Genomic DNA, 25,327 nt, shown 5'->3' with positions numbered 1-25,327 from the left:
TTTCAAAAGTCAAGCTTTCTTGAGCATTTCTTCTGCCATTTCCAGCTGCAGCTGTGTCACGGCCTCTCCCCCGATAATCCGGGCAAGCTCTTGCTTTCTCCCTTCAAAACCAAGCGGCTCTACCTGGGTAAAAGTACGGTCCTGCTCAACGTGTTTGCTGATGTGCAGATGGTGATCCGCCAAGGCGGCAATCTGCGCCAAATGAGTGATACAGAGCACCTGACGGTTTCCGGCAACTTGCTTTAGTTTCATTCCCACCTTATTGGCCGCTTCACCGCTGATTCCCGTATCCACCTCGTCAAAAATCAGAGTTTCCACTCCGTCCTTCCCTGAAAGCACGGTTTTGATAGCCAGCATAATGCGGGAAAGCTCGCCGCCGGACGCAATCTTAGACATAGGCTTCGCCGGTTCCCCCCTGTTTGCAGAGACCAAAAACTGCATGCGGTCACAGCCCATGGAATAGAGAGGCACCCGCTCCAATTCCACAACAAATTCAATTCCAGGCATATTTAAAAAAGCAAGTTCCTGCTTCACCCGCCTGCAAAATTCTTCAGAACAATTTTTGCGCTTGCTGGAAAGTTCCTTTGCCAAAGAAATCGCACGCTTTTTTTCCTGTTCAAATGCAGCCTCCAGCGCCTCCCGCTCTTCATCGGAAAACTCAATGGCATGCAGCTGCTCTCTGCAGTCTTCCAAAAACTCCAGGATCTTCTCCTCTGTGTCTCCGTATTTAAGAGTAAGCTTATAGAGCAAATCCAGCCGCTCTTCCATCTTCTCCAACCGCTCCGGATCAAAATCCACCGAGATATCCCTAAGGATTCCATCGGCATCCTCCAGCATATAACCGGCCTCCTGCAGCTTCTGCGCCGCATCCCCCAGTTCCGGAAGATAAGGGGCATGCTTTTCGAGCTCAGCCGAAGCCTGCATCAGCTCCGGCAGCAGTCCCTGGCTGTTTTCGTCGCCGGAAAGCAGTCCTTTTACCATTTCTATCGAAGCCGATATCTTTTCACTGTTCCGTATGGCGTCCCGCTCCCGTGTGAGCATTTCCTGTTCGCCGGGCTGCACGCCGGCAGCTTCTATTTCATCGATCTGGTAGCGCAGCAGATCGATTTTCCTCGCCTTTTCCCCTTCGTCTGTACGGAACGTGTCCAGTTTCGTCTGGATTTTTCGCAGACTCCGGTAGGCTTCCTGGTATTCTCTCAACAGCTGTTCCAATTCTCCGAAGCTGTCCAGATAAGTCATATGCACTTCCGGAGAAAGAAGCTCATAGCTTTCGTGCTGCCCATGGATACTTACCAGCTTTGGGCCCAGCTTTTTGAGCATGGATACCGTTGCCGGCAGCCCATTAAGCTTGCAGACCGACTTTCCTTCGCTTCGGATCTGACGCTGAACCAAAAGCGAACCGTCTTCCTCTCTTGGAATAGAAAGCTCATCCAAATCAGCCATGACCTCCTCGCTGACCGAGGTAAAAAGTGCAGAAACAGAAGCGTTTTTTGCTCCGGTACGCACCAACTCTTTCGAGGTCCGTTCCCCCAAAACAGCATGGATGGCGTCAATAATAATCGACTTGCCCGCGCCAGTCTCTCCTGTCAGCACAGTGAAGCCCTTTTCAAGGTCGATGGAAGCCCGTTCTATGACCGCAATATTATTGATAAACAATTGAGCCAACAAATCCAATCACCTGCTGATCAGTTTTCTGAATTCTTCCTGTGTCTCCAGCGCCGCAGCATCATTGCGGCAAACGATAAAAATAGTATCCTCTCCCGCCAGGGTACCCACAAATCCCTGCCAGTACATTGCATCCATAGAAGCGCATACCGCCTGCGCCATCCCTGTCATACACTTGACGACAATCAAATTTTGAGCAGCCTCTACAGAAAGTACGGAGTCTGAAAACAGAGAATAGAATTTTGAGGACATGTCGTTGGCATTGTCCGTCCCGGTGGAATATTTATATTTTCCGGTTCGGGAAAGCGTTTTGACAAGCCGCAATTCTTTAATATCCCTGGATACTGTCGCCTGTGTCACATCAAAGCCGTTTTCCCGAAGATAACGGAGAAGCTCATCCTGCGTATCGATATCAAACTCTTTAATAAGCTCCAGAATTTTCGCATGACGTCGTGTTTTCATGCTTACGACCACCTTCCTTTCTTTCAGTTATGAAACGCAGCGGTGCAGACAAACATTGCGCCTAGCAGATATCCGCTGTCTGCCGGAAATTTTCCCGCCAGCAGCTTACTCTTATTGACCGTTTTCTACCATCTTCTGGTTCAGAATATCATAGAAGCTGGTTTGGCCCAGCTTGATAAATTGTGCCGTCCGCTCTGCCAGAGAAAACACCAGCCGGTCACCCGGTCTCAGAGAAACCGGTTCCTCCCCGTCCACTGTAAGGAGCAGCCTTCCGGGATTCTCCGGCAGCTCTACCTGGAGCTTTGTCCTCTCGGAAAAAATGATGCTTCGGTCAAACAGAGAATGAGGGCAGATCGGCGTATAGACGATACAATTCATTGCGGGTTCAATCACAGGCCCGCCTGCTGACAGAGAATAGGCGGTTGACCCCGTAGGCGTAGCCACAATAAAGCCATCCGCCCGATAGCGGTACCAGCGTTGTTCACCCAGAGCCATCCTGTAATCGAGTATTTTGGAAAGCTCGCCGGAGACCACTGCGTCATTCAGCGCCAGACATATTTTTCTCTGCTTTCCGGAATAGATTTCCACTGACAGCATCGCACGGCTTTCCGTGGTATACCGGCCATTCGGCAGATTGGAAAGCAAGAACAGATCGTTTCTCTCCACACCCGCTGTAAATCCCAGCTTTCCGGCGTTTACCCCCAAGATAGGCTTCCCACAGCGAGCGGCGGTTTTGGCCGCATGAATGATGGTGCCGTCTCCCCCCACTGCAATAAACATATCGCAGTCACAGAGTTCAGGCTCTACTGCTTCCGTGTATACGCCATCTTCATTAAAAAGGTCAGTCTTCAAAAAGAACTCACAGCCGCAGCTTGCCAAAATAGACAGCACCTCGTCCGTACAAGCCTTAGCCTTCTCTTTTTTCAGATTTGGCACTACTGCAATTTTCATGGTATCCTTGTGCCTTTCTCTGGATTCAGCTTTTATCCAGCTGCAGGTGGGACTCTTCCACAATAGCGGCGGCAGCCGGCACCGTTTCGACACGTTCCGGCATGTCGGATTTCTGCAGATAGATTAGGTATTCTATATTTCCTTCCGGGCCCTTCACCGGAGAAAAGGTGAGTCCGAGCACGGAAAAGCCATTGTTCAAAGCAAAATCCTGTATTTTTTCGATCACCTCTTCATGCACCTTATGATCCCGCACCACACCTTTTTTTCCAACTTTTTCCCGGCCTGCTTCAAATTGAGGTTTGATCAGACAAACAGCACATCCATTTTCTCCCATCAAAGGGCGGATACTAGGCAAGATCAGAGAAAGAGAGATAAAAGAGACATCCACAGAACAAAAACCGATGGAGTCCGGCACCTGGTCCTGTGTGAGATATCTGGCATTCGTCCGTTCCAGATTTATCACGCGTTCGTCCGTTCTGAGGTTCCAGGCCAACTGTCCATACCCCACATCCACCGAATAGACCTTAGCCGCCCCGTTCTGTAGCATGCAATCGGTAAAACCGCCGGTGGAAGCGCCCACATCCATACAGATTAAATCCTGCAATACAAGATGAAAGCTTTCCACAGCCTTTTCCAGCTTCAGCCCACCCCTGCTCACGTAACGCAGGCCTTTGCCCCGAACCTCAATTTCCGACTCTTCATTGACCGTATCGCCCGGCTTATCAAATTTTTGATTGTTCACATAGACGAGCCCTGCCATAATCAGCGCTTTTGCTTTTTCACGGCTCTCAGCCAAGCCCTTTTCACAGACCAAGATATCAATCCGTTTTTTCAGAGTAATCAAATCCTTTCTCACAGACCGACTGCAAAATACAATCCTTCATTCCGTCTGCATTGAGGCCGAGCTCCTCCAGAGAATGATACATAGGAGCATGCTTGATAAAGGGATCCCTGATTCCCCGAAGAAAAAACCTTCCGGAGAATCCGCTATTCTGAAGCAGGCTGGCATAGTGCTCACCTATCCCCCCTTGCTCCACTCCTTCTTCAAAAAAGAAAACCCATTTACAACCGAGCACCGCCTGTACTGCTCCCTGATCCATCGGGATGATGCGGTTGAGCTTAACCAGCTTGACCGGATAACCCAGATTTCCCAGCAGTTCCGCAGTCTCCGCGGCAAAGGAAAATATCCTGCCGTAAGTCACCACAGCAATTTCGCCGGTTTGCGGCCCATAGACCGTGAAGGGAAGCAGACTGCTCTCAAAATAAGACGGCTTATACAGTTCCTTCCCCCGCGGATACCGAATTGCGCAGAGGCCTTTTCCCTCTCTGACCAAAAAAGCCAGCTGTTCCCGCAGCTCTTGAAAATAAGCGGGAGAATACACCGTAGTATTGGGTATCGTCTGCAGGTAAGCAGCGTCAAATACACCCTGATGGGTTTTGCCGTCCTCTCCCACCACACCGGCACGGTCGACAGCGAGAATCACCTTGACGTTCTGAAGGGAGACGTCATGAATCAGTTCGTCATAAGAGCGCTGCAAAAAAGTGGAATACACGGCAAATACGGGAAGCATCCCGCCGACAGCCAGGCCGCCGGCAAAGGTTACGGCATGCTCCTCTGAAATTCCCACGTCAAAAAAACGGTTCCGATACTTTTCCCGAAAAGCCGTCAGGCCCGTCCCGCCCTGCATGGCAGCCGTAATGGCACATATGTTCCCGTTCTCTTCAGCCAGGTCACAGATTTCCTTGCCAAACACGTCAGAAAAACTCTGAGATCTTTCTCCCGTGTCCCCGGTAGTCACATCAAAACCGGAAAGGCCATGATAGATGCTGGGGTCCTGTTCCGCATACTGGTAGCCCTTTCCCTTGTTGGTGCGCACATGCAGCAACACCGGCTTGTTGATCAGTTTCGCACTTTCAAAGGTCTCTTTGAGCTCTCTGATGTCATGACCGTCAAAGGGTCCGTAATAAGCGAAACCAAAATCTTCAAAGATCGTAGAATTATAAAAGACCTTTTTGACCGCCCGCTTCATCCTGCGCAGCGCAGAAGAAATTCCCTTACCCACCACAGGCAGTTTCTGTAAGGAGCTTTCCAGATTGTTCTTGATTTTCAGATAGCCAGGCTTTGTTCTGATATAGGTAAGGTACCTCGCCATGGAACCCACGTTTCGTGAGATCGACATATTGTTATCATTCAGAATGACAATTAAATTCCGATGCAGCCGACCGGCATTGTTGAGGCCTTCATACGCAAGTCCGCCGGACAATGCGCCGTCGCCGATCACAGCGATGACATACCCTTCTTTTCCCTGAAGATTGTTCGCCTCAGAAAGCCCCAGGGCAGCTGAAATAGAAGTGCTGCTGTGACCGCTGGTAAACACATCGTAAGGGCTTTCCTCACGGCAGGGAAACCCTGCCAGCCCTCCCACCTGCCGCATCGTAGAAAACCGGTTGAACCTTCCGGTCAAAAGCTTATAGGGATAGCTCTGATGGCCGACGTCCCAGACAATACTGTCCTTGGGCGGATCAAAGGCCAGCATCAGCGCCACCGTTAATTCCACCACGCCCAAGTTGGATGCCAAATGACCTCCATTGCCGGAAACAGTTTCGATTACGGCTTTTCGAATCTCTTCGCAGAGAGCGTTAAGCTCCGCATCGTTTAGTTTTCTGACATCCTGGGGAGTGTGAATTTGCCCCAATAAATTTCCCATAAAGACCTCTGTTTACTCAAGCGATCCCGTTTTGAAGCTTCGCGGCAGTCACTGTATTTTTCATCAACATGGCAATAGTCATCGGCCCCACTCCGCCAGGAACAGGCGTGATGTGGGAAGCTAGTGATTCTACGGCGTCAAAATCCACATCGCCGCACAATTTTCCGTTTTCGTCCCGGTTCATCCCTACGTCTATGACAACAGCGCCTTCCTTGACCATATCAGCGGTAACAAAATGGGCCTTTCCTACGGCAGAAACCAGGATATCGGCACTGCGGCAGATTTCCTTCAAATTTTTAGTCCTGCTGTGGCAAATAGTCACAGTGCCATTGTTGTGAAGCAGAAGCATCGCCATGGGTTTTCCCACGATATTGCTCCGGCCGATCACCACACAATTCTTCCCTGCAATCTCCACACCGGTAGAACGGATCAGCTCTATCACCCCTGCAGGCGTGCAGGGCAGAAACCGATAATTCCCGATCATAATGCGTCCTACATTATAGGCATGAAAAGCATCCACATCCTTTAAGGGGTCAATTGCTTCCACAACGGCAGACTCATCCAGTCCATCGGGCAATGGAGACTGCACCAGGATCCCATGGATATCTTCCTTTTCATTCAATTCCTTTACCAGCGCGAGAAGTTCTTCCTGCGTGGTATCCGCAGGCAGGGCATACTCCTCGGAATGAATCCCAGTAGCTGCACACGCCTTCTTCTTGTTGTTCACGTAAATATGGGAAGCGGGGTCGTCGCCAACAATGATTACGGCGAGACCCGGCGTGATCCCTCCCGCTTTGAGCACTTTCACTTCTTCAGCAGCCTCCGCTTTTACCTTGGCTGACACCGCTTTTCCATCGATCAGTTTAGCCATGCAAAACGCCCCCTCTTATTCGGTTTCTTCCTTCTCTTTTTCAACGCCGCCGTTATCACTGCCGGGATTTTCTTCCCGTTTTCCGGCTGATTCTTCCTCTTCTTGCTCCTGCTCTGCCTGCTCCTCTTCCGGCGGCAGATCTCCAAAGATGGTACTGACGCCGTCGTCTTCCTCCGCAGGTTCCGGCTGAACAAGCCCCACTGCTTCCATAACCTTCCTGCTCCCACAGCCGCTGAGACTTGTCCTCCGGCGGAAAACAATCAGCAAAATCACTGCAACAGCCGCACTGAGCGCAGCGAGAACCTGAGAGATGCGGAAATCCGCTGAGTGCATCAAAAGACTGTCTGTACGCAGACCTTCGATGAAATACCGGCAGACACCATACCACACTATGTAGAGCAGGAAGGTCTGCCCATCATAGCGGCGGTATTTTCTGGTAAAGAAATGCAGCAAAACAAAACCCAACAGACATAAAATAGATTCATAAAGGAAGCAGGGGTGCACATTTCCCACCACCTCCAAGGCGGTGTTATCGCTGTACATGCCCCAGGGAAGATCCGTAGCAGTGCCAAAGGCCTCCTGGTTGACAAAATTCCCCCATCTGCCGATTCCCTGGCCAATGAGAAATCCCAGGGAGGCCAGATCCAGCACAGCTGGAACATTCAGCTTTCTGATCTTCGCCACGATGCCCCCGAAAACCAACGCGCCTATAATGCCGCCGTAGATAGCCAGCCCGCCGGAATGAATATTAAGGATTTCCAGGGGATTCTTCCAGTATTTGTCCCCCGGATAGAAAACCACATAAAACAGGCGCGCACAGATAACACTGCCAATCAGCCCCACAATGACGGCGTCGAAAAGCTTATCGAAGTCGATATTCATCTTTTTAGAGCTGCGCGCCGCATAGATCAGCGCCAGCAAAAAACCCACGGCAATAATGATGCCGTACCACTTCACTTCAAAACTGCCGATAGAAAACGCCGTCTCATTGACGGTAAACGAAAGCCCCAACTTTGGAAATTCCACTTGGTGTGTCATTGCACAGTCCTTCCTTCTCTCTATAAAATCAGCGCTGTCAAAGAGGCAGAATTACAGACAGCACCGTCTTGCTTTCATCGAAAACCCGCTCCAGTATCTGCTGGATATCAGATAGCTGCAGCTCCGCCAACGCATCCAAATAGGCAAAAAGTTCCCTGCCTTTGAAGGTGAAGCTTGCAAGTGCATTGGCTATATTGGAAGTGCTGTTCAAAGCCGCAATATTCTCTCCATAAATAGCTTTTTTAGCCCGGGTAAAAGCCGCTGGATCAATTCCGGTTCTCTTCAGGCGTTCCGTTTCTGCAACAATAGCCTCCGCTACAGCTTGGGGATCTCTGGATTCGCCGCCAAACATCACCGTGGCGTAGCCGGATCCCTCAAAATATTCATAACTGAAGGACGTCTCATTGATCAGGCCTCGGTTCAGCAGATCCTGAAAAAGAGGAGAGGAGTCAGAGGCCATAGTTTCCAAAAGGATCTCCATAGCCGCAATTTCACGTTCCGTACGGCATTCTCCGGATACAGCTTCCTTAAAGCCAAATTGAAACAGCGGAAGAGATACCGACAGCCTCTGCTCCACCTTTGCGGTCACAACGGTCTCCGGCTCCGGTGCGAATACCCGCTTCACCTGGACCGGTTTTGAAGTCTTCAGATTACGGGCACACACCTCCAACACTCTTTCCACATCCAGACGCCCCGCTATACAAAGGGCCATATTGCCAAGATTATAAAAGGTGCGATAGCAGCGATAGAGATATTCCGGCGTGATTTCAGCGATGCTCTCTACGGTTCCGGCAATATCCTGCCGGATCGGATGCGTATGGTACATGGCCCGCAGATAGTTGAACATCACCCTCCACTGCGGGTCGTCGTCATACATTTTAATCTCCTGCCCGATAATCCCCTGTTCCTTGGCCACACTCTCTTCGGTAAAATGTGGAGACTGTACAAAATCCAAAAGAATTTCCAGCGATTCATAAAGCTGGTCGGTACAGGAAAAAAGATAGCAGGTTGACTCAAAGGACGTAAAGGCATTGGCGCTTGCTCCCGTTTTTGCAAACCGCTCGAATGCGTCCCCATCCTCGCTTTCAAAGAGTTTATGCTCCAAATAATGGGCGATCCCCTCCGGCACGGTCTCCGGTTTTGTTTCGTCGCTTCGCTGGAAGCAAGTATCGATAGAGCCGTATTTAGCGCCAAATACAGCATAGGCGGTGCTGCAGCTTTCCTTCGGATACAGATAGATTGACAGCCCGGAGGGATGCTGAATCTTATAATAACTGTCTCTGGCGCGTTCTCCAGTAACTTTTTCTATCTGCATCACTGTTGCCCCTTTCCTACAAGAGAGAATACTGCCGCGGGTACCAGCCGTTTCGCAGCAGCCACGACCTCTTCCCTGCTATACTGCATCAGGCGCTCAGCCGCCTCTTCCGGCGTCTCCAAGGATTCCTCAAAGACTCTGGAAACACACCAGTTTTCCACTGCCTGCAGGGAATCTCCCACGGAACGCATGGAATTGCACAGTGCAAGCTTTGCAGCTTCCAGCTCGTCCTCCGTCAGCTCTCCGGAGCAGAGGAGCTCCCACTGACGCATGATTTCCTCCTCAGTTCTTCTGAGATTCTCCGTCTCCACGCCGCTCTCCACATAGAGCGTGCGGCTGCCGGAATCCAACGAAGCAGAACAGTAATAACACAAGCTCTGTTTTTCCCTGACATTCTGGAACAGCTTGGAACTGGGCGTACCGCCAAACACAGCGCTCATCAGCTGAAACAGAAGCCGTTCCTCTGGCCGGAAATCCGCACGGAATGCCATAGACAGCTTGGATTGTGCCAACGGCATCTCTTCAGCCGCCCTCTTGACGGCAGAAGGCGCCTCAAATGGCAGATAGTCAATCTGGAATGGTTTCCCCAGTGACGAAAAATGTTCCCGGAATAATTCCGGGTTCGGTTCGCAGTCGCCCAAAACGAACACCTCAAATCTGGAATTTTGAAGCAGTTCCTGCCAAGCGCCGGAAAGTTCCTCGCGGTTCAGGGACGCAATCTCCTCTCGGGAGCCGTGACGATTCACCCCCGCCGGCTGCCCCTCAAAAAGGATTTCTTCGCAGCGCTGATGAGCATAGACAATCTTATCATTGAACTCTGCGTCCTTCAACTCCAGAAGCTGCCTCTTCTCCTGTTCAAAGCCCTCCTGGGGAAAAAGACCGTCCTTATCCCGCAGAGGATCAAACAAAACGCTGAACAGCAATCCGCAGAGCTCCTGGAACATATCCTCCCCCTCCAGGGCATACCGGCTGGAAATTCCGGCTGCAGAAAGAGTCAACACCTGATATTCGCCCAACTTTCTGACGCTGGAATCAAGAGAGGCGCCGTAAAGCTCCGAGAGCCTTCCGCTCAGCGAAGCATAGTCGGGATATTCCCTGGTAGCACGGCTCACCAAGGAAGGCAAAATACCATATTGGGCCGCTTTCAGCGCCGACATGGGAATAAGCATATCCACAGAGATTTTCATGGTCTTAAAATGAGGATCCGTAAAACATCTTAATCTGACAGCATCCGTGATGGATACAGTTTTAATTTGGCTCATAAAATATACTACCTTCTTCGATGTGATATACAGCAAAATGAATAAATATTCTTATGAATAACTAGTATACCACATTTGGAACTGTTTTGAAAGAAAATCGTCTGTTTTTTAAAATACGTTCACATTTCAGAAGAAAACCGCGCACTGCAGACGGCAATACGCGGTTCTTCTCACTGGTCGGATTCTCAAATCGTACCGAAAATGCGATCCCCGGCATCTCCGAGGCCGGGCAGGATGTAGCCGTTCTCATTGAGCTTTTCATCCACAGCGGCACAGTAAACCTGCACGTCCGGATGTACTGCAGTCAGTGCCTCCAGCCCCTCCGGCGCGGCAATGACGCAAAGGAATTTGATGCTCTTCGGATGGCTGCGCTTCACAATGGTAATGGCATCGATGGCGGAACCGCCGGTCGCCAGCATGGGATCCAGCACAATCACATCCCGCTCCTCAATATCCTGGGGCAGCTTATTGTAGTATTCCACCGGCTTCAGAGTTTCATGGTCGCGATATAGTCCGATGTGCCCCACCTTGGCGGAAGGGACCAAATTGAGCATACCATCCACCATCCCGAGGCCAGCCCGAAGAATCGGTACAAATGCCAACTTTCTTCCAGCAATCACCTTCGTTGTTGTCTTCTGCATCGGAGTGACTGTCTCCACGTCCATTAATGGGAGGTCCCTAGTGGCCTCATAGCACATCAAGGTGGCTATCTCGCTAACAAGCTCCCTGAAATTCTTGGTTCCCGTAGACGCATCCCGCAGAAATGTCAGCTTATGCTGAATCAGCGGATGATCCATCACGAAGACGTTCTTATAACTCTGCATTTGTCCATTCCTCCCAATTTGTTTTACTCACTGCAGCGTTTCATTTTCAATCTGAGCAATCTGATCGATCCGGCGCTGATGGCGTCCGCCTTCAAATTCGGTTTCCAGGAAAATTTTCACCAGCTTCAAGCCAGTCTCCCGGTCTACTACTTTTCCGCCCATACACAGCACATTGGCATTGTTGTGCCGACGGGTCATTTCCGCACAGAATTCATTGGTACACAACGCCGCTCTGATTCCCTTCACTTTGTTCGCCGCAATGGAAATACCGATCCCAGTGGAGCAAATCAAAATCCCAAAGTCAGCTTCCCCTTTTGCCACGCAGCCTGCAGCCTTTGCCGCAATGGGCGCATAATCTACCGAATCGGTGCTGTAAGCGCCGAAATCCTCGTAAGAAATTTCTCTGTCTTCCAGGTATTTCCGAACAGCCTCCTTCAGTTCAAACCCACCATGGTCACAGCCCAACGCTATTTTCAAGGCTCCCTCTTCCTTTCTTCTTTTTTCTTCAATTCCCGTTCCGCCTGCGGCAGCCGCAAATAACTGGGCAACAATGCGTCAGGCGTACAGGTCTTTCCCTGCTTCTCCAACTCAAAAGCCGCAAGAGCAACGGAAGAAGCACGCTGGAATCGCAAAGCTTCCGGAGCCAGACGGGCGCCAAACCGCCGAAAAGTCTCCTGGCAAAGCTGCGCTCCATCCCCCATCAGGACCAAAGAGGGGCCAATAGGCTCACATTCCGTGGCCAATTCCTCTATGGAGAGCGCCCTGTCCTCATACAGCCGGCGCGGCCTGCCGTCTTCTATAGAAAACATCGCCTGATAGACCTGTCCGCACCGTGCATCCATCACCGCGCAAACCTTAGCGCCCTCCAAGGCAGCCGCCCCCCAGGCAATTGCTTCCAAAGTGGAAACGCCGCAGCAGGGCGTATTATTGGGAAACGCCAGACCTTTTACACAGGAAACGCCGATGCGTACTCCGGTAAAAGAGCCGGGTCCTGCAGAAATCGCCATCAGCCCGAAATCCTCTACAGTCTTTTCCAAAGAGAGAAGCAGATTTTTCACCATGGGCATCAAGGTTCTACTATGCGTAAGCCTGGTGTTGACATACGACTCTCCCAAAAGCCTTCCGTCCTCCATAACCGCCGCCGAAGCGGCAACCGCCGAAGATTCCAGCGCCAATATCAGCATCTGCTCAAAGCCGCCCTTTCCATCCTGAAATCACTATCTTTCGTTCACAATCCTGCCCACCGTTCTGGAATTCCACACGGATCACATTTTCAGGCAGGGCATTTTCTATATTTTCGCTCCATTCGATGACAAGAACACTGTCTGTATCCAGATAATCAAAAAAACCGGTAGAATAGAGATCATCCCAACTGCCGACGCGGTACATATCAAAATGTTCGACGGTCAGACGCCCCACATACTCGTTAACCAGAGCAAAGGTCGGGCTGGAAACCACATCGCCTGCGCCCAGGGCTTTGACAAGCCCTCGGGTAAAGGTGGTCTTTCCCATACCCATACCTCCAAAAAAGGCGATCACTTCACCCCCGCGCAGGGTTTCCGCCAGCCGGGCCGCAAGCCTGGCCGTCTCTTCCGCCGAATGGGAAAAATATACCTGAGGTTCCATCAGAACAACCCGTGGATGACGTTGTTCTCATCCACATCAATCTTCTCTGCCGAAGGCACTTTAGGCAGGCCCGGCATCGTCATAATGTCACCTGCATAGGCCACTACAAAACCAGCCCCGCTGGAAAGCTTGAGATCACGTATGGTGATCCGGAATCCGGCGGGCCTGCCCAGAAGCTTGGGATCGTCAGAAAGGGAATACTGGGTTTTCGCAATGCAGACCGGCAGGGAATCGCCGCCCAGCGCCTTGATTTCCTTCAAGGACTTCAACGCCTGGTTTGTGAACACAACGCCGTCCGCACCATAGATATCCCCTGCAATCGCCTTCAGCTTATCTTCGATCGCTGCATCGATCGGATAGATCGGCGCAAAATGGGTATTTTCTTTTTCCCGGTCAATGACACTGCAAATCGTTTTGGCCAGTTCCATCCCGCCTTCGCCGCCTTTTGCGAATACCTCGGACAGAGCGTAGTCTACCCCAAGCTTCCGGCAGCAGTCATCTATTACCTGCAGCTCAGCCGCGGTGTCGGTATGAAACCGGTTGATGGCCACCACAACAGGCACGCCATACTTACGCATATTTTCCACATGGGCCTCTAAATTCACAATTCCCTTTTTCAGCGCCTCTACATTTTCCTCCGCCAGCTCCGCCTTAGGAACGCCCCCGTTATATTTTAAGGCGCGCACCGTCGCCACCACCGCTACGCAGGATGGGGCGAGGCCCGCCATACGGCACTTGATGTCCAAGAATTTTTCTGCGCCCAGATCTGAACCGAAGCCCGCCTCCGTAATGCAGTAATCTGCCAGCTTCAGCGCCAAACGCGTTGCGCGAACCGAATTGCAGCCATGAGCAATGTTCGCAAACGGTCCGCCGTGCATGACAGCGGGCGTTCCCTCCACAGTCTGTACCAGATTGGGATTGATGGCATCCTTCAGCAGAGCGGCCATAGCTCCTTCCGCCTTGATATCCCTGGCGTAGACCGGCCTGCCGTCATAGGTATAGGCAATCAGGATATTCCCCAGTCTGGCTTTCAAATCCTGCATGTCGGCAGCCAGGCAAAGGATAGCCATCACTTCGGAAGCCACCGTGATGATGAAGCCGTCCTCTCTGGGCACGCCGTTTACCTTGCCTCCCAGCCCCACCAAAATGTTGCGCAGGGCCCTGTCGTTCATATCCAGGCAGCGTTTGATGAGAATCCTACGCTGGTCAATTCCCAGAGCATTTCCCTGCTGCATATGGTTATCCAGCATAGCGCAGCAGAGATTGTTAGCCGAAGTGATGGCATGCATATCGCCGGTGAAATGCAAATTGATATCTTCCATCGGCAGAACCTGTGCATAACCGCCGCCCGCAGCGCCGCCCTTGATCCCAAATACCGGACCCAAGGAGGGCTCACGCAGGGCTATAATGGCATTTTTTCCTATTTTGGCCATAGCCTGTCCCAAACCTGCCGTCGTGGTTGTCTTCCCTTCTCCTGCAGGTGTAGGGTTGATCGCTGTCACAAGTATCAGCTTTCCGTCCGGCCTCTCTTTCAAACGGGCAAAGACGGATTCATTCAGTTTGGCCTTATATTTCCCGTAAAATTCCAATTCGTCTTCCTGAATACCCAAGTCCCCTGCAACATCGGCAATTGGCCTGAGTTTAGTGCTCTGGGCAATCTCAATATCAGTCAGCATAGGATTTTCACGCCTTTCCGGCCATGCTGGGGCACGGCCAAATAAAAGTTTTCTTTCCTCATGAATTATATTATATCTTGTCGGAATAGTAAAGCGAGAAATCTGCAAAATTCAGATGAGCCGATCCTAAAACACCATCTTCCTTCAAGAGGAAATTTTTACTTTTCTGGACACTGCTTTGTTTTTTAAAAAATAAAATAAAATAAAAGGGTCTTCTTAACTTTTTATACACGGCTTTGAAGGAGGCCCATGCTCTTTCACTATCTCTTATATTAAAATCTCGTGAAATTTAAACAAAAACCATCAAAACACACGTTTTGGTTTTGACATTTGCTGCTCCTGCGATTATAATAAAAAATATTGCAGGCTTGGAAAAAATTGTGTTTCCCGCTTTGTTTTTCCATACCATGCGATTTTTTCTTGCCATTGCTTTTTTGGGGCAAAATAGCAGGGAAAGATCTGGAGGTGAAAGTATTTTGGCAAAAGAGACCATGCAGGCTGTCAGCGAAACTGAAAAGCAGGCGCAGCAGCTTGTGAGGACTGCAAAGGAAAACGGCGAGCAGATTATTTCAGAGGCTGCCTCACAAAGCAGCCGGCTTATTGCAGACGCGGTAAAAGAAGCGCGAAAACGTGCGGATGTTCTTCGGGGCGTGGCACGGGCTGACGCGGAAAAACTGCGCGCCGCAGCTGTTGCAGATACGGAAAAAGAGACCGCCGCACTCCGGGAGCGGGCTGACAGCCGCCGCTTGGAAGCATCGCAGGCGATCTTGAAAATTGTGCTGGGGCAACCCTGAAGGAGGTCATACCATGGCGGTACTTGCCATGAAGCGCATCAGTATCTATGCGCTCAAAAGCAACCGCAAAAAAATTCTCGAGCTCTTGCAGCGAAGGGGCGCCGTGGAAATCGATTCTCCGAAAGAGGCGGACGACGTGTTTTCCAAAACAGATACCGCCTCTGCAAGGCTCACATTTGAAAAGAATGCGCAGCAGGCAGTAAACGCGGTCTCCATTCTAGACGGGGTCTCTCCTCCTGAGAAGGGGCTTCCGAAAATGCTGCTTGGCCGCACTCCAGTCACATTGGAGCAATATGAAAAGACTGCAGAGGCAGCGCCGGTTCACGCCAAAACCGCCTCACGGATTTTGGCCTTGGACAAAAGGATTTCCGACGAAACCGCCGAAATTCTACGGTTGGAAAGCCAACTGGACGCACTGACCCCCTGGCTTTCGCTGGATATCTCCATGCGGACTCTCGGGACCGGCAGTACCAATGTTTTCATCGGTTCTTTTCCGGAGGAATTGACGGAGGCTGATCTCAAGAACAAGCTCGCCTCTTCTCTGCCTGAAGCGGACGGAATCGAATTGGAGATCATCAGCAGCCAGTCCCAGCAGACCTGCGTCTTCCTTGTATGTCATTCTAAATTCGGCATGCAGGTAGAAAGTCTTCTGCGCTCCATGGGCTTTACCTATCCGGCAGCACCCTCCAAACGTCCTCCCGCAGAGCGCGCAGAGGAACTCAGGCAGAGAATTGCCAAAGCGAAAGAAAACAGCGCAAGGGCAGAAGCAGAGATCGCTGAATTAAAGGACAGTCGGGAAGCTCTGCTTTACACGGCGGATTACTACGCTATGCGGGCAGATAAGTACAGGGTACTGGGCGAATTATGGCAAAGTCCCCATACCTTCGTTGTAACAGGTTATGTGCCGGAACCCGACAGCCTGGCGCTTCAGCGGGAGTTAGAAGAACGTTATCAGGCTTTTGTGGAGCTGGAAACCCCTGAGACCGACGAGGATGTGCCAGTCAAACTAAAAAACAACAGGTTTTCCGCTCCGGTTGAACCTGTGGTAGAGGGATACAGCCTGCCGGCGAAGCATGAGGTGGATCCTTCCTCTGTAATGGCAATTTTCTACTATGTGCTTTTCGGCATGATGCTTTCCGACGCGGCTTACGGTTTCCTAATCTTCCTAATCTGCGGCGTGGTTCTGCTCAAATTCCGGAATATTGAGGAGAGCCTGCGAAAATCCCTCACCATGTTCATGTACTGCGGTATTTCCACTATGTTTTGGGGTGTGATGTTTGGAAGCTATTTCGGCGATGCCATACCGGTGATCGCCCGAACCTTCTTCAACACAGAAATCACTATTCCCGCCCTTTGGTTCACGCCTTTGGACAATCCTATGAAGCTGCTTCTCTTCTCCTTCCTGCTGGGAATTGTCCATCTGTTTACCGGTTTGGGCGTACAGTTCTACCAGCTCGTCAAAAGAAGAAAATTTGCCGACGCCCTCTATGACGTAGTCTTCTGGTATTTTCTGGTGGGCGGGCTGATCATCTTCCTGCTCTCCACAGACATGTTCCATAACATGATGAGCCTATCCTTCCAATTCCCCTCCATTGTGGGCACCATTGCCGCGGTGTTTGCGGGGGTCGGGGCTGTCGGCATCATCGCCACCTCGGGAAGAGAATCCAGAAGTCCGGTCAAGCGGCTGCTGAAAGGCCTTTATGGGCTCTACAATGTTTCAGGATATCTCAGCGATATCCTCTCCTATTCCCGATTGTTGGCTCTGGGGCTGGCCACAGGCGTAATCGCTACCGTCTTCAACCAAATGGGCAGTATGTTGGGCGGAGGAGTTGTAGGCGCCGTTTTCTTCACCCTGGTATTTATCATCGGTCACGCCATGAATCTGGCCATCAACCTGTTGGGCGCTTACGTGCATACCAACCGCCTGCAGTATGTGGAATTCTTCGGCAAGTTTTACGAGGGCGGAGGACGCAAGTTTGAGCCTTTTGCTGCGAAAACAAAATATTTTAAAGTTACGGAGGAAAAATAAATGAACATCAGTGCTTTGGACCTCATTTTTGATTGGGACACCTTGGGAATCGTATTCGCTCTGCTGGGCGCAGTCCTGGCCGCTCTGCTCGGCGGAATTGGTTCCGCCATCGGTGTTGGCATGACCGGACAGGCAGCTGCCGGCGTCGTCACGGAGGACCCCGGAAAGTTCGGCAAGGTGCTTGTGCTTCAGCTTCTTCCCGGTACCCAGGGCATCTACGGCCTGCTTATCGGCTTTATCACCCTGACCCAGATCGGTATTCTCGGCGGCAATTCTGATATCAGCCTGGCAAAAGGCCTGCTGTACCTGGCCGCATGTCTCCCCATGGCCATTGTAGGCTTGGTTTCTGCAAAATGGCAGGCTCGTGCTTCTGTTTCCAGCATTTCCCTGGTTGCGAAAAAGCCCGATCAATTCGGCAAGGCAATGATCTTCCCTGCCATGGTGGAAACCTACGCAGTGTTGGCACTGCTCATCTCCATCCTTTCCATCTTCAGCATCGGCGGCCTGAGCGTATGATGATCGCCGCACAAGTAACCACAGGTAAGGAGGAGCGCTGATGACCGGTTTAGAAACCATACTCCATGCAATTACCAGCGATGCTGAAACCGCAGCCGCCGAGGAACTGGAGCAGGCCCGCCAAAAGGCCGACACAATTCTGACAGAGGCCAAGGCTGAAGGTGCGAAAAAAGCTCAGATCATCCTCCAGGAAGGCGAATCGGAAGCTCAGGAAATCCGGGAACGCGCAAAATCCGCTGCACAGCTGGACCGGCGCAACCGGATGCTCAACTTTAAACAGCAGCTGATTCAGGAAGCGATTGATGAAACCCGCAGTAAACTGGAAAATGCGCCGGAGCTGGAATATTTTCAGATTCTATTAAAGCTGATTTCAAAATTTGCCCTTCCGGGAGAGGGAGAACTTCGTTTGAATGGACGAGATCTTGCCCGTCTTCCTGCTGACTTTACCGCCCAGCTCAGTCAGGCGGCGCCGGAATCCAAACTCACTCTTTCCGGGGAGCCCAGCAGTATTGAAAGCGGCTGTCTTCTGGTATACGGCGGAATTGATATTAACTGTACTTTCCAAGCTATATTTGAGGATGCCGCCGATGAGCTGCGGGATGCGGTGGGAACCATTCTGTTTCAGAATGCCTGAGACCGGCAGTGTAAACCTGCGGCTCTCCCCCATCCATAAAATGGCTATAACTTTCTAGCAGCGTGCTGGTTTTCCGGCGGCAAATTGCTGCCGGAGCTGTGCATTACAAAAGGAAAAAATCGTGTCCCGGAGAAAGGAAGTTGGTCCTATACATGAGTGAAGATTATATCTATGCGGTGGCCCGCGTTCGTTCCAGAGAGCTTACACTCCTGAGCCGGCCGGACCTCGATCAGCTCATGGCCTGTAAAAGCTTTGAAGAGTGCCTGAGGGTACTTCAGGATAAGGGCTGGGGGCATGGCGTCTCAGTTTCAGCGGAGCAGCTGCTGGCCGAAGAAGAGGAAAAGACCTGGGCTTTCATTCGTGAGCTGACGGATGATCTGACTCCCTTTGATGTGCTCCTCTACCCCATCGATTACAATAATATAAAGGCGGCAGTCAAAACTGTGGTAACGGGAGCCGCCCCCCACCAGGTATTTCTGAAGGGCGGCACTGTGGATCCGGATCTTCTGCAAAAAGCGGTGAGAGAAAATGATTTCTCCGTTCTTCCGGAAGACATGGCGCAGGCGGCGGAAAGCGCTTACCACACTCTGCTCCAGACGGGGGATGGGCAGCTCTGCGACGTCATCCTGGATAAGGCTTGCCTGCTGGGTATTCTGCGCTGCGGACGGGAGAGCGGGAGTGAGCTTCTGGCCGGGTATGCTGAGCTGATAACCGCCACTACAGATATCAAAATTGCGGTACGGGCCTGCAAAACCAAAAAGAGCAGGGCTTTTCTCGACGCTGCCCTGGCTCCCTGCAGCACTCTTGACGTGGATTCTCTGGCTGCCGCGGCCTGCAGGGAACTAGAAGAGGTATTTGTCTATTTGTCCGCCACAGAATATGCGGAGGCTGCAAACAGATTGAAGGAATCCAACTCTGCCTTCGAAAAATGGTGCGATGACAGGGTAATGGGCCTGATCAAAGAACAAAAGTCCAATCCCTTTACAATCGGTCCTCTCCTTGCCTACATCATCGCCCGGCAGAACGAAATCAACATGGTACGTATCATCCTCTCCGGAAAGCTCAATGAACTGCCGGACAGCGTGGTTCGGGAAAGACTGAGGGAATTGTATGTATAGAATAGCTGTTGTGGGCGACCGGGACAGTATCTACGGCTTTGCCGCCCTGGGTTTGGAAACCTTTCCCGCAGAAAGCAGTGAGGAGGCCGCAAAGCGGCTTCGTCTGCTGGCAGACCAGGATTATGCCGTCATTTACCTGACTGAAACCCTGGCTTCAGAGCTGGAAGAGGAACTGGAGCGATACCGGGAAACCCTTTTGCCCGCCGTCATTTTGATTCCGGGAGTACGCGGAAACACGGGCATGGGGATTCAGATGGTTAAAAAATCCGTAGAACAGGCAGTAGGTTCCGATATCATCTTTAATGAAAAATAGGGCAGCGTTTCCCAAATTGGGAAAGCCAGCTGCTGTTTCAATGGAAAACAGAAAGAAACGGGCGGCCCATTGGGACAGAGTTTTACCTGCCGCAGCCCGGAGAAAGGAAGATGGTCACAAACATGAGCAAAGGCACCATCAAAAAAGTGGCCGGTCCTCTGGTCATCGCCAAAGGCATGCGTGACGCCAATATGTTCGACGTTGTGCGTGTCAGCGACAGACGGTTGATCGGCGAAATCATAGAAATTCATGGCGACGAGGCCTCCATTCAGGTCTATGAGGAGACCTCCGGACTGGGACCGGGCACTCCTGTGGAGTCCACGGGAGAACCCATGAGCGTGGAATTGGGGCCCGGCCTGATCAGCAGTATTTATGATGGAATTCAGCGTCCTTTGGACGCAATCATGAAAATTTCAGGAAACAACCTGCAGCGGGGCGTGGAAGTTCCTTCCCTGAAGCGGGATGTGGCCTGGGATTTTGTGCCCGCTGTAAAAGTCGGAGATTCAGTCAGCGCCGGAGATATCATCGGTACGGTTCAGGAGACGGAGATCGTCTCTCACAAAATCATGATTCCGCCAGGGGTACTCGGCACCATAAAGGAAATCCGCGGCGGTAATTTTACCGTCACGGAAACTGTCGCCGTCGTGGAAACGCCAGACGGCGGAGAAAGGGAAATTGGCCTGATGCAGAAATGGCCGGTGCGCAGAGGACGGCCTTACCTTCGTAAGCTTTCCCCCGATATGCCTCTGATCACAGGCCAGAGGGTCATCGATACCCTCTTCCCCATTGCCAAAGGCGGTGTGGCAGCCGTGCCCGGTCCCTTCGGCAGCGGCAAAACCGTGGTGCAGCACCAGCTGGCCAAATGGGCGGAAGCAGACATCGTCGTCTACATCGGCTGCGGGGAGCGCGGCAATGAGATGACGGACGTTCTAAACGAATTCCCGGAACTGGTAGACCCTAAAACCGGGTATTCTCTGATGAAACGCACCGTGCTGATTGCCAACACCTCCGATATGCCCGTGGCTGCCCGTGAAGCCTCCATTTACACGGGAATTACCATTGCGGAATATTTCCGGGACATGGGGTATTCTGTCGCTCTGATGGCTGACTCAACCTCCCGTTGGGCCGAAGCGCTCCGTGAAATGTCCGGTCGTCTGGAAGAGATGCCCGGTGAAGAGGGGTACCCTGCCTATCTGGGTAGCCGCCTGGCCCAATTCTACGAGCGGGCAGGACGGGTCATCACGCTGAGCAGCGGAGAAAGAGAAGGCGCACTCTCTGTAATTGGGGCCGTCTCCCCTCCTGGCGGCGATATTTCCGAGCCTGTCTCTCAGGCCACGCTTCGCATTGTCAAGGTATTCTGGAGCCTGGATTCCTCATTGGCCTACAAGCGGCATTTTCCGGCCATCAACTGGCTCACCAGCTATTCCCTTTATCTCGACACCATGGAAAAATGGTTCGATGCCAATGTGGCCCCGGACTGGGTAGAGCTGCGTACAAAGCTTATGCGCCTGCTGCAGGATGAGGCAGAACTGGAAGAAATTGTACAGCTCGTAGGTATGGATGCCCTTTCTTCGCCCGACCGGCTGAAGCTGGAAGCGGCGCGCTCCATCCGTGAAGACTTTCTGCATCAGAATGCCTTTGACGAGGTGGACACCTACACCTCTCTGGAAAAACAGCATGACATGATGCTTTTGATCGTCCAGTACTATGAGAAGGCGCAGGCCGCTCTCTCCGGCGGAATGGATATTGAGACTCTGATTTCCCTGCCGGTACGGGAGCAGATCGGACGCTTCAAATATACTGACCCCGATCAGGTACGGGAAACCTTCGAGCAGGTATCCAGCCAGATCGATCAGGAAATTTATGACGCTTCGCAGAAAAAGGAGGACTTCTGATGCCAAAGGAATACAGAACCATTCAGGAGGTAGCCGGTCCTCTGATGCTGGTGCGGAACGTGGAAGGCGTCACCTATGACGAGCTGGCTGAAATCGAGCTTTTCAGTGGGGAAAAACGCCGCTGCAAGGTGTTGGAAATCAACGAGGGCAACGCCCTGGTACAGTTGTTTGAAAATTCAACCGGTATCAACCTTTCCAACAGCAAGGTTCGTTTTTTAGGCCGCAGTATGGAACTGGGCGTCAGTGAAGATATGCTGGGAAGAGTCTTTGACGGTCTGGGCCGCCCGATTGACGGCGGCCCGGATATCCTGCCCGACCGCCGCGCAGATATCAATGGCCTGCCCATGAACCCCGCCGCCCGGAATTATCCTCAGGAATTCATTCAGACCGGCGTCTCCGCCATTGACGGCCTGAACACTCTGGTGCGCGGACAGAAGCTTCCTATCTTCTCCGCCAGCGGTTTGCCCCATGCCCAGCTGGCCGCACAGATTGCGCGCCAGGCCAAGGTGCGCGGTACCAACGATCCCTTTGTCGTTGTCTTTGCCGCTATGGGTATCACCTTTGAGGAATCCGACTATTTTATTCAGAGCTTCAAGGAAACAGGGGCCATCGACCGAACGGTGATGTTTGTAAACCTTGCGAACGACCCTGCTGTGGAACGTATTGCCACTCCACGTATGGCTCTGACCGCAGCGGAGTATCTTGCCTTTGAAAAAAATATGCATGTACTGGTTATTCTCACCGACATTACCAACTATGCCGACGCCCTGCGTGAGGTTTCCGCAGCACGGAAGGAAGTTCCCGGACGGCGCGGATATCCCGGATATATGTATACAGACCTGGCTTCCCTGTACGAACGGGCCGGACGGCAGAAAGGGAAAAACGGTTCCATTACTTTGATACCCATCCTCTCCATGCCGGAGGATGACAAAACCCACCCCATTCCCGACCTGACCGGCTATATCACCGAAGGTCAGATTATTCTGAGCCGTGAGCTTTACCGTAAAAATGTCTCTCCGCCCATCGACGTTCTCCCCTCTCTGTCCCGTTTGAAGGATAAAGGAATAGGAGACGGCAAAACCCGGGCAGACCATGCCAGCACTATGAACCAGCTGTTTGCCGCCTATGCGCGAGGCAAAGAAGCAAAGGAATTGATGGTGGTATTGGGAGAAGCCGCACTGACGGAAATCGACAAGCTGTACGCTAAATTTGCCGACGCCTTTGAAAGTGAATACGTCTCCCAGGGATACAGCACAAACCGGGATATCGAGGAAACGTTGGATCTGGGTTGGAAGCTTCTTTCAATTCTGCCCAGAAGCGAACTGAAGCGGATCAATGATAAGTTCCTCGACCAGTACTACGGAAAGGTGTGATGACCCTTGGCCGGACGCACACAGGTAAATCCCACCCGGATGGAGCTGACGAGGCTGAAAAAAAAGCTTGTCACCGCAACCCGGGGTCATAAGCTCCTGAAAGATAAACGCGACGAGCTTATGCGGCAGTTTCTGGATAAGGTGAGAGAGAACAAACGCCTTCGTGAACGTGTGGAAAACGGGATCCAGGCAGCCAACAAGAACTTTCTGCTGGCCAGGGCCGGCATGCAGGACGAAGTGCTCAATACTGCGCTGCTTGCTCCGAAACAGAAAGTCACGCTGGAAAGCGAAACAGAAAACGTCATGAGCGTGGATATCCCGAAGTTCACCTTTAAAACACGTACTCCTGACGAAAATGATATCTATTCCTATGGCTTTGCTTTTACTTCCAGTGATCTGGACGGAGCTGTGAAATCTCTGTCCGATATATTCCCCGACATGCTTAAACTTGCGGAATGTGAAAAAGCCTGCCAGCTGATGGCCGCGGAGATCGAAAAGACACGCCGCAGGGTCAATGCCCTGGAGCATGTGATGATCCCGGAGCTGCAAGAAAACATCAAATATATCACCATGAAGCTGGATGAAAACGAGCGTTCCACTCAGATCCGCCTGATGAAAGTAAAGGATATGATGCTCAAGGAAGCGCATGGATATGAGGATTATCTCAACGGATAGGCAAAGTTATTTCGACAAGTTCCGGCTGAGCACGGAGAGCCTCTCCGTGTTTTACGGATCCGGGTGCTCTGCTGCAAGATGCAGCAGAGCACCCTTTTTCTTGCTTTTCCGGGCTTATCCGGCTATAATGAAACGCAAAGACATTAAGGAGGGAATTTACAATGCTTGATGATATCTGCTGCCTGGAAACGCAGCTGCCCGAAGATATTGAAAAGGCAAAATGGTGCGGCGATTTTGCAAGGGCCGGGCGGCTGATAGCCCAACGCCTGCAGAATCCCAAGACCCCGGCTTTTCTGAGAGAGCGGCTTGCTTTGGAGCAGGAAATCCTGCTGCGCCTGCCGCTGGATTACTGTTACAGCGAACCGGAGGCTTTGCGCCTGATCCGGAAAGACATTCCTGACTTCACCGAAGATGAGCTCCTTTCCCTGGAGGACAGCGGCGCTGTGGATTGGATCTACCGCGAAGGCAAACCATACCTATCCCGCAGATTTTACGAGACCCTGCTGAAAGTCCATCCCGATATTTCCCGAAGGGCAGGTATAAAGGAAGCGGATACAGTTTCTGAAAAGCAGCTGTTGTCAAACACGCTTGCATGGATGAAAGAAAAAGGTTCTGATTCCTGGCACATTCGCCTGAAGGCCTCTCTTGCGATCGACGACCAAGCCTTTCGGCCCGGTGAGTTGCTGAAGGTCCATCTGCCGCTTCCAAAAGAAGCTGAAAATATGCGAAACGTGAAGCTTCTGGCATGCTCTCCCGAAGCGTTTCATATTTCCGCTCCTGATGCGCCGCAGCGCACTGCCTATTTTGAATGCACTCCAGATAAAAATATCCCCTTCACTGTGGAATACGAATATGACGCCTGTGTGACTTACACCATGCCGGATGCTGCGCAGGTCTCCTCAGCCCAGCCGAATTTCTGTACGGAAGAACAATCCCCGCACATCGTTTTTACGCCCACCATCCGGAAACTTTGTACAGAACTCAGCGGCGGAGAGACCAATCCCCTTCTTTTGGCCCGGCAGTTCTACAAATATTGCACAGAGGCCGTCACCTACTCCTATATGAGGGAATACTTTACCATCCTTCAGATTCCTGAATATGCCGCGCTGAATCAAAAAGGGGACTGCGGCGTACAAGCGCTGTTGTTTATCACACTCTGCCGCTGCGCAGGAATCCCGGCACGCTGGCAGTCCGGACTCTTTGTTACACCCTATTCCCAGGGCTGTCATGACTGGGCCCAATTCTATATTGCGCCCTACGGCTGGCTCTTTGCCGACCCCTCCTTTGGCGGCAGCGGTTACCGGTCAGGGAACTTCGAAAAACAGGAGCACTATTTCGGCAATCTGGATCCCTTCCGCATGGTGGCCAACTCTGAATTTCAAAAAGCTTTTGATCCTCCCAAAATGCAGCTTCGCTCCGATCCATACGATAATCAGAAGGGCGAGGCGGAATATGACGGCCACGGTTTGCTCTGGAACGAACTGGAGGCCAGTTGGGAGCTGCTGGAGATGCGGCGCAATCCCTGACTTTACTCCGCTTTCAAATGTATCATATTGCTGTAAAGAAAGGATGACCGTCAAAC

At 51.7% G+C, this 25,327-nt stretch carries 24 protein-coding genes; 10 read left to right on the top strand and 14 right to left on the bottom strand.

Going from position 1 to position 25,327, the window contains the following annotated elements; genetic code table 11:
* Positions 1–9 precede the first annotated feature (9 nt).
* The 14 genes from recN to BN3911_RS10880 form a co-directional block, all read right to left on the bottom strand.
* Positions 10–1,668, bottom strand: a complete 1,659-nt coding sequence (recN, locus tag BN3911_RS10945; RefSeq protein ID WP_066867802.1) for a DNA repair protein RecN — start codon at positions 1,666–1,668, stop codon at positions 10–12.
* A 6-nt stretch (positions 1,669–1,674) separates the two neighbouring features.
* The gene (locus BN3911_RS10940) at positions 1,675–2,127 is read right to left on the bottom strand and encodes an arginine repressor (protein ID WP_066865439.1); all 453 of its coding nucleotides are present in this window, start codon (positions 2,125–2,127) and stop codon (positions 1,675–1,677) included.
* 111 nt (positions 2,128–2,238) lie between these two features.
* On the bottom strand, positions 2,239–3,078 hold the full coding sequence (locus BN3911_RS10935; protein WP_066865436.1) for an NAD(+)/NADH kinase: 840 nt from the start codon (positions 3,076–3,078) through the stop codon (positions 2,239–2,241).
* A gap of 25 nt (positions 3,079–3,103) precedes the next feature.
* Entirely contained in the window at positions 3,104–3,913 is an 810-nt protein-coding gene (locus BN3911_RS10930; RefSeq protein WP_242871159.1) for a TlyA family RNA methyltransferase, read from the bottom strand.
* On the bottom strand, positions 3,897–5,786 hold the full coding sequence (gene dxs, locus BN3911_RS10925) for a 1-deoxy-D-xylulose-5-phosphate synthase (RefSeq protein WP_066865433.1): 1,890 nt from the start codon (positions 5,784–5,786) through the stop codon (positions 3,897–3,899). The genes BN3911_RS10930 and dxs overlap by 17 nt, the downstream gene beginning before the upstream one ends.
* Positions 5,787–5,802: 16 nt before the next feature.
* On the bottom strand, positions 5,803–6,657 hold the full coding sequence (gene folD, locus BN3911_RS10920) for a bifunctional methylenetetrahydrofolate dehydrogenase/methenyltetrahydrofolate cyclohydrolase FolD (RefSeq protein WP_066865430.1): 855 nt from the start codon (positions 6,655–6,657) through the stop codon (positions 5,803–5,805).
* 15 nt (positions 6,658–6,672) lie between these two features.
* Positions 6,673–7,695, bottom strand: a complete 1,023-nt coding sequence (lgt, locus tag BN3911_RS10915) for a prolipoprotein diacylglyceryl transferase (RefSeq protein ID WP_066865427.1) — start codon at positions 7,693–7,695, stop codon at positions 6,673–6,675.
* A gap of 37 nt (positions 7,696–7,732) precedes the next feature.
* Positions 7,733–9,010: an EF-P 5-aminopentanol modification-associated protein YfmH gene (gene yfmH / locus BN3911_RS10910; protein WP_066865423.1), complete on the bottom strand. Its 1,278-nt coding sequence runs from the start codon at positions 9,008–9,010 to the stop codon at positions 7,733–7,735.
* Positions 9,010–10,272 (bottom strand): EF-P 5-aminopentanol modification-associated protein YfmF, encoded by a 1,263-nt coding sequence (yfmF, locus tag BN3911_RS10905; RefSeq protein ID WP_066865420.1) that lies wholly within the window; start codon positions 10,270–10,272, stop codon positions 9,010–9,012. Before yfmF ends, yfmH begins: the two co-directional genes overlap by 1 nt.
* Before the next feature lie 185 nt (positions 10,273–10,457).
* The gene (gene upp / locus BN3911_RS10900) at positions 10,458–11,096 is read right to left on the bottom strand and encodes a uracil phosphoribosyltransferase (RefSeq protein ID WP_066865417.1); all 639 of its coding nucleotides are present in this window, start codon (positions 11,094–11,096) and stop codon (positions 10,458–10,460) included.
* 27 nt (positions 11,097–11,123) lie between these two features.
* The gene (gene rpiB / locus BN3911_RS10895) at positions 11,124–11,573 is read right to left on the bottom strand and encodes a ribose 5-phosphate isomerase B (protein WP_066865414.1); all 450 of its coding nucleotides are present in this window, start codon (positions 11,571–11,573) and stop codon (positions 11,124–11,126) included.
* Complete coding sequence (gene tsaB / locus BN3911_RS10890) at positions 11,570–12,280, bottom strand: tRNA (adenosine(37)-N6)-threonylcarbamoyltransferase complex dimerization subunit type 1 TsaB (RefSeq protein ID WP_066865411.1); 711 nt, start codon at positions 12,278–12,280, stop codon at positions 11,570–11,572. Before tsaB ends, rpiB begins: the two co-directional genes overlap by 4 nt.
* A gap of 4 nt (positions 12,281–12,284) precedes the next feature.
* Positions 12,285–12,722, bottom strand: a complete 438-nt coding sequence (tsaE, locus tag BN3911_RS10885) for a tRNA (adenosine(37)-N6)-threonylcarbamoyltransferase complex ATPase subunit type 1 TsaE (RefSeq protein WP_066865408.1) — start codon at positions 12,720–12,722, stop codon at positions 12,285–12,287.
* Positions 12,722–14,398, bottom strand: coding sequence for a formate--tetrahydrofolate ligase (locus tag BN3911_RS10880; protein WP_066865405.1), 1,677 nt, complete (start codon positions 14,396–14,398; stop codon positions 12,722–12,724). The genes tsaE and BN3911_RS10880 overlap by 1 nt, the downstream gene beginning before the upstream one ends.
* Positions 14,399–14,874: 476 nt before the next feature.
* Between BN3911_RS10880 and BN3911_RS10875 the strand changes: the two genes are divergently transcribed.
* The 10 genes from BN3911_RS10875 to BN3911_RS10825 all read left to right on the top strand — a co-directional run bounded on the left by BN3911_RS10875 (position 14,875) and on the right by BN3911_RS10825 (position 25,271).
* The gene (locus BN3911_RS10875) at positions 14,875–15,192 is read left to right on the top strand and encodes an ATP synthase F0 subunit B (protein ID WP_147578581.1); all 318 of its coding nucleotides are present in this window, start codon (positions 14,875–14,877) and stop codon (positions 15,190–15,192) included.
* 13 nt (positions 15,193–15,205) lie between these two features.
* Positions 15,206–17,221 carry a V-type ATP synthase subunit I gene (locus tag BN3911_RS10870; RefSeq protein WP_066865399.1) on the top strand — a complete coding sequence of 672 codons (2,016 nt, stop codon included), beginning with the start codon at positions 15,206–15,208 and terminating at the stop codon, positions 17,219–17,221.
* The gene (locus tag BN3911_RS10865) at positions 17,222–17,737 is read left to right on the top strand and encodes a V-type ATP synthase subunit K (RefSeq protein ID WP_066865395.1); all 516 of its coding nucleotides are present in this window, start codon (positions 17,222–17,224) and stop codon (positions 17,735–17,737) included.
* Positions 17,738–17,777: 40 nt separating this feature from the next.
* Positions 17,778–18,371 carry a V-type ATP synthase subunit E gene (locus BN3911_RS10860; RefSeq protein WP_066865392.1) on the top strand — a complete coding sequence of 198 codons (594 nt, stop codon included), beginning with the start codon at positions 17,778–17,780 and terminating at the stop codon, positions 18,369–18,371.
* A gap of 152 nt (positions 18,372–18,523) precedes the next feature.
* On the top strand, positions 18,524–19,489 hold the full coding sequence (locus BN3911_RS10855; protein WP_066865389.1) for a V-type ATPase subunit: 966 nt from the start codon (positions 18,524–18,526) through the stop codon (positions 19,487–19,489).
* On the top strand, positions 19,482–19,802 hold the full coding sequence (locus BN3911_RS10850) for a V-type ATP synthase subunit F (protein ID WP_066865386.1): 321 nt from the start codon (positions 19,482–19,484) through the stop codon (positions 19,800–19,802). The genes BN3911_RS10855 and BN3911_RS10850 overlap by 8 nt, the downstream gene beginning before the upstream one ends.
* Positions 19,803–19,924: 122 nt before the next feature.
* On the top strand, positions 19,925–21,697 hold the full coding sequence (locus BN3911_RS10845) for a V-type ATP synthase subunit A (RefSeq protein ID WP_066865383.1): 1,773 nt from the start codon (positions 19,925–19,927) through the stop codon (positions 21,695–21,697).
* The gene (locus tag BN3911_RS10840) at positions 21,697–23,070 is read left to right on the top strand and encodes a V-type ATP synthase subunit B (RefSeq protein WP_066865380.1); all 1,374 of its coding nucleotides are present in this window, start codon (positions 21,697–21,699) and stop codon (positions 23,068–23,070) included. Before BN3911_RS10845 ends, BN3911_RS10840 begins: the two co-directional genes overlap by 1 nt.
* 6 nt (positions 23,071–23,076) lie before the next feature.
* Positions 23,077–23,745: a V-type ATP synthase subunit D gene (locus BN3911_RS10835; RefSeq protein ID WP_256191480.1), complete on the top strand. Its 669-nt coding sequence runs from the start codon at positions 23,077–23,079 to the stop codon at positions 23,743–23,745.
* A gap of 161 nt (positions 23,746–23,906) precedes the next feature.
* Positions 23,907–25,271, top strand: a complete 1,365-nt coding sequence (locus BN3911_RS10825; RefSeq protein ID WP_066865374.1) for a transglutaminase-like domain-containing protein — start codon at positions 23,907–23,909, stop codon at positions 25,269–25,271.
* The last annotated feature ends 56 nt before the right edge of the window (positions 25,272–25,327 follow it).

Origin of the sequence: Neglectibacter timonensis, assembly GCF_900048895.1 — a bacterium.
Taxonomy (GTDB): domain Bacteria; phylum Bacillota; class Clostridia; order Oscillospirales; family Acutalibacteraceae; genus Acutalibacter; species Acutalibacter timonensis.
Note: the sequence above shows the minus strand (reverse complement) of the source record. Positions and strands in the feature narration are given on the sequence as shown.

Bases quoted from the DNA above. Each gene is read 5' to 3' on its own strand.
- BN3911_RS10940 (WP_066865439.1), bottom strand. From the start codon at position 2,127: ATGAAAACACGACGTCATGCGAAAATTCTGGAGCTTATTAAAGAGTTT.
- BN3911_RS10935 (WP_066865436.1), bottom strand. From the start codon at position 3,078: ATGAAAATTGCAGTAGTGCCAAATCTGAAAAAAGAGAAGGCTAAGGCT.
- dxs (WP_066865433.1), bottom strand. From the start codon at position 5,786: ATGGGAAATTTATTGGGGCAAATTCACACTCCCCAGGATGTCAGAAAA.
- folD (WP_066865430.1), bottom strand. From the start codon at position 6,657: ATGGCTAAACTGATCGATGGAAAAGCGGTGTCAGCCAAGGTAAAAGCG.
- lgt (WP_066865427.1), bottom strand. From the start codon at position 7,695: ATGACACACCAAGTGGAATTTCCAAAGTTGGGGCTTTCGTTTACCGTC.
- yfmH (WP_066865423.1), bottom strand. From the start codon at position 9,010: ATGCAGATAGAAAAAGTTACTGGAGAACGCGCCAGAGACAGTTATTAT.
- yfmF (WP_066865420.1), bottom strand. From the start codon at position 10,272: ATGAGCCAAATTAAAACTGTATCCATCACGGATGCTGTCAGATTAAGA.
- upp (WP_066865417.1), bottom strand. From the start codon at position 11,096: ATGCAGAGTTATAAGAACGTCTTCGTGATGGATCATCCGCTGATTCAG.
- tsaB (WP_066865411.1), bottom strand. From the start codon at position 12,280: ATGCTGATATTGGCGCTGGAATCTTCGGCGGTTGCCGCTTCGGCGGCG.
- tsaE (WP_066865408.1), bottom strand. From the start codon at position 12,722: ATGGAACCTCAGGTATATTTTTCCCATTCGGCGGAAGAGACGGCCAGG.
- BN3911_RS10880 (WP_066865405.1), bottom strand. From the start codon at position 14,398: ATGCTGACTGATATTGAGATTGCCCAGAGCACTAAACTCAGGCCAATT.
- BN3911_RS10870 (WP_066865399.1), top strand. From the start codon at position 15,206: ATGGCGGTACTTGCCATGAAGCGCATCAGTATCTATGCGCTCAAAAGC.
- BN3911_RS10865 (WP_066865395.1), top strand. From the start codon at position 17,222: ATGAACATCAGTGCTTTGGACCTCATTTTTGATTGGGACACCTTGGGA.
- BN3911_RS10860 (WP_066865392.1), top strand. From the start codon at position 17,778: ATGACCGGTTTAGAAACCATACTCCATGCAATTACCAGCGATGCTGAA.
- BN3911_RS10855 (WP_066865389.1), top strand. From the start codon at position 18,524: ATGAGTGAAGATTATATCTATGCGGTGGCCCGCGTTCGTTCCAGAGAG.
- BN3911_RS10850 (WP_066865386.1), top strand. From the start codon at position 19,482: ATGTATAGAATAGCTGTTGTGGGCGACCGGGACAGTATCTACGGCTTT.
- BN3911_RS10845 (WP_066865383.1), top strand. From the start codon at position 19,925: ATGAGCAAAGGCACCATCAAAAAAGTGGCCGGTCCTCTGGTCATCGCC.
- BN3911_RS10840 (WP_066865380.1), top strand. From the start codon at position 21,697: ATGCCAAAGGAATACAGAACCATTCAGGAGGTAGCCGGTCCTCTGATG.
- BN3911_RS10825 (WP_066865374.1), top strand. From the start codon at position 23,907: ATGCTTGATGATATCTGCTGCCTGGAAACGCAGCTGCCCGAAGATATT.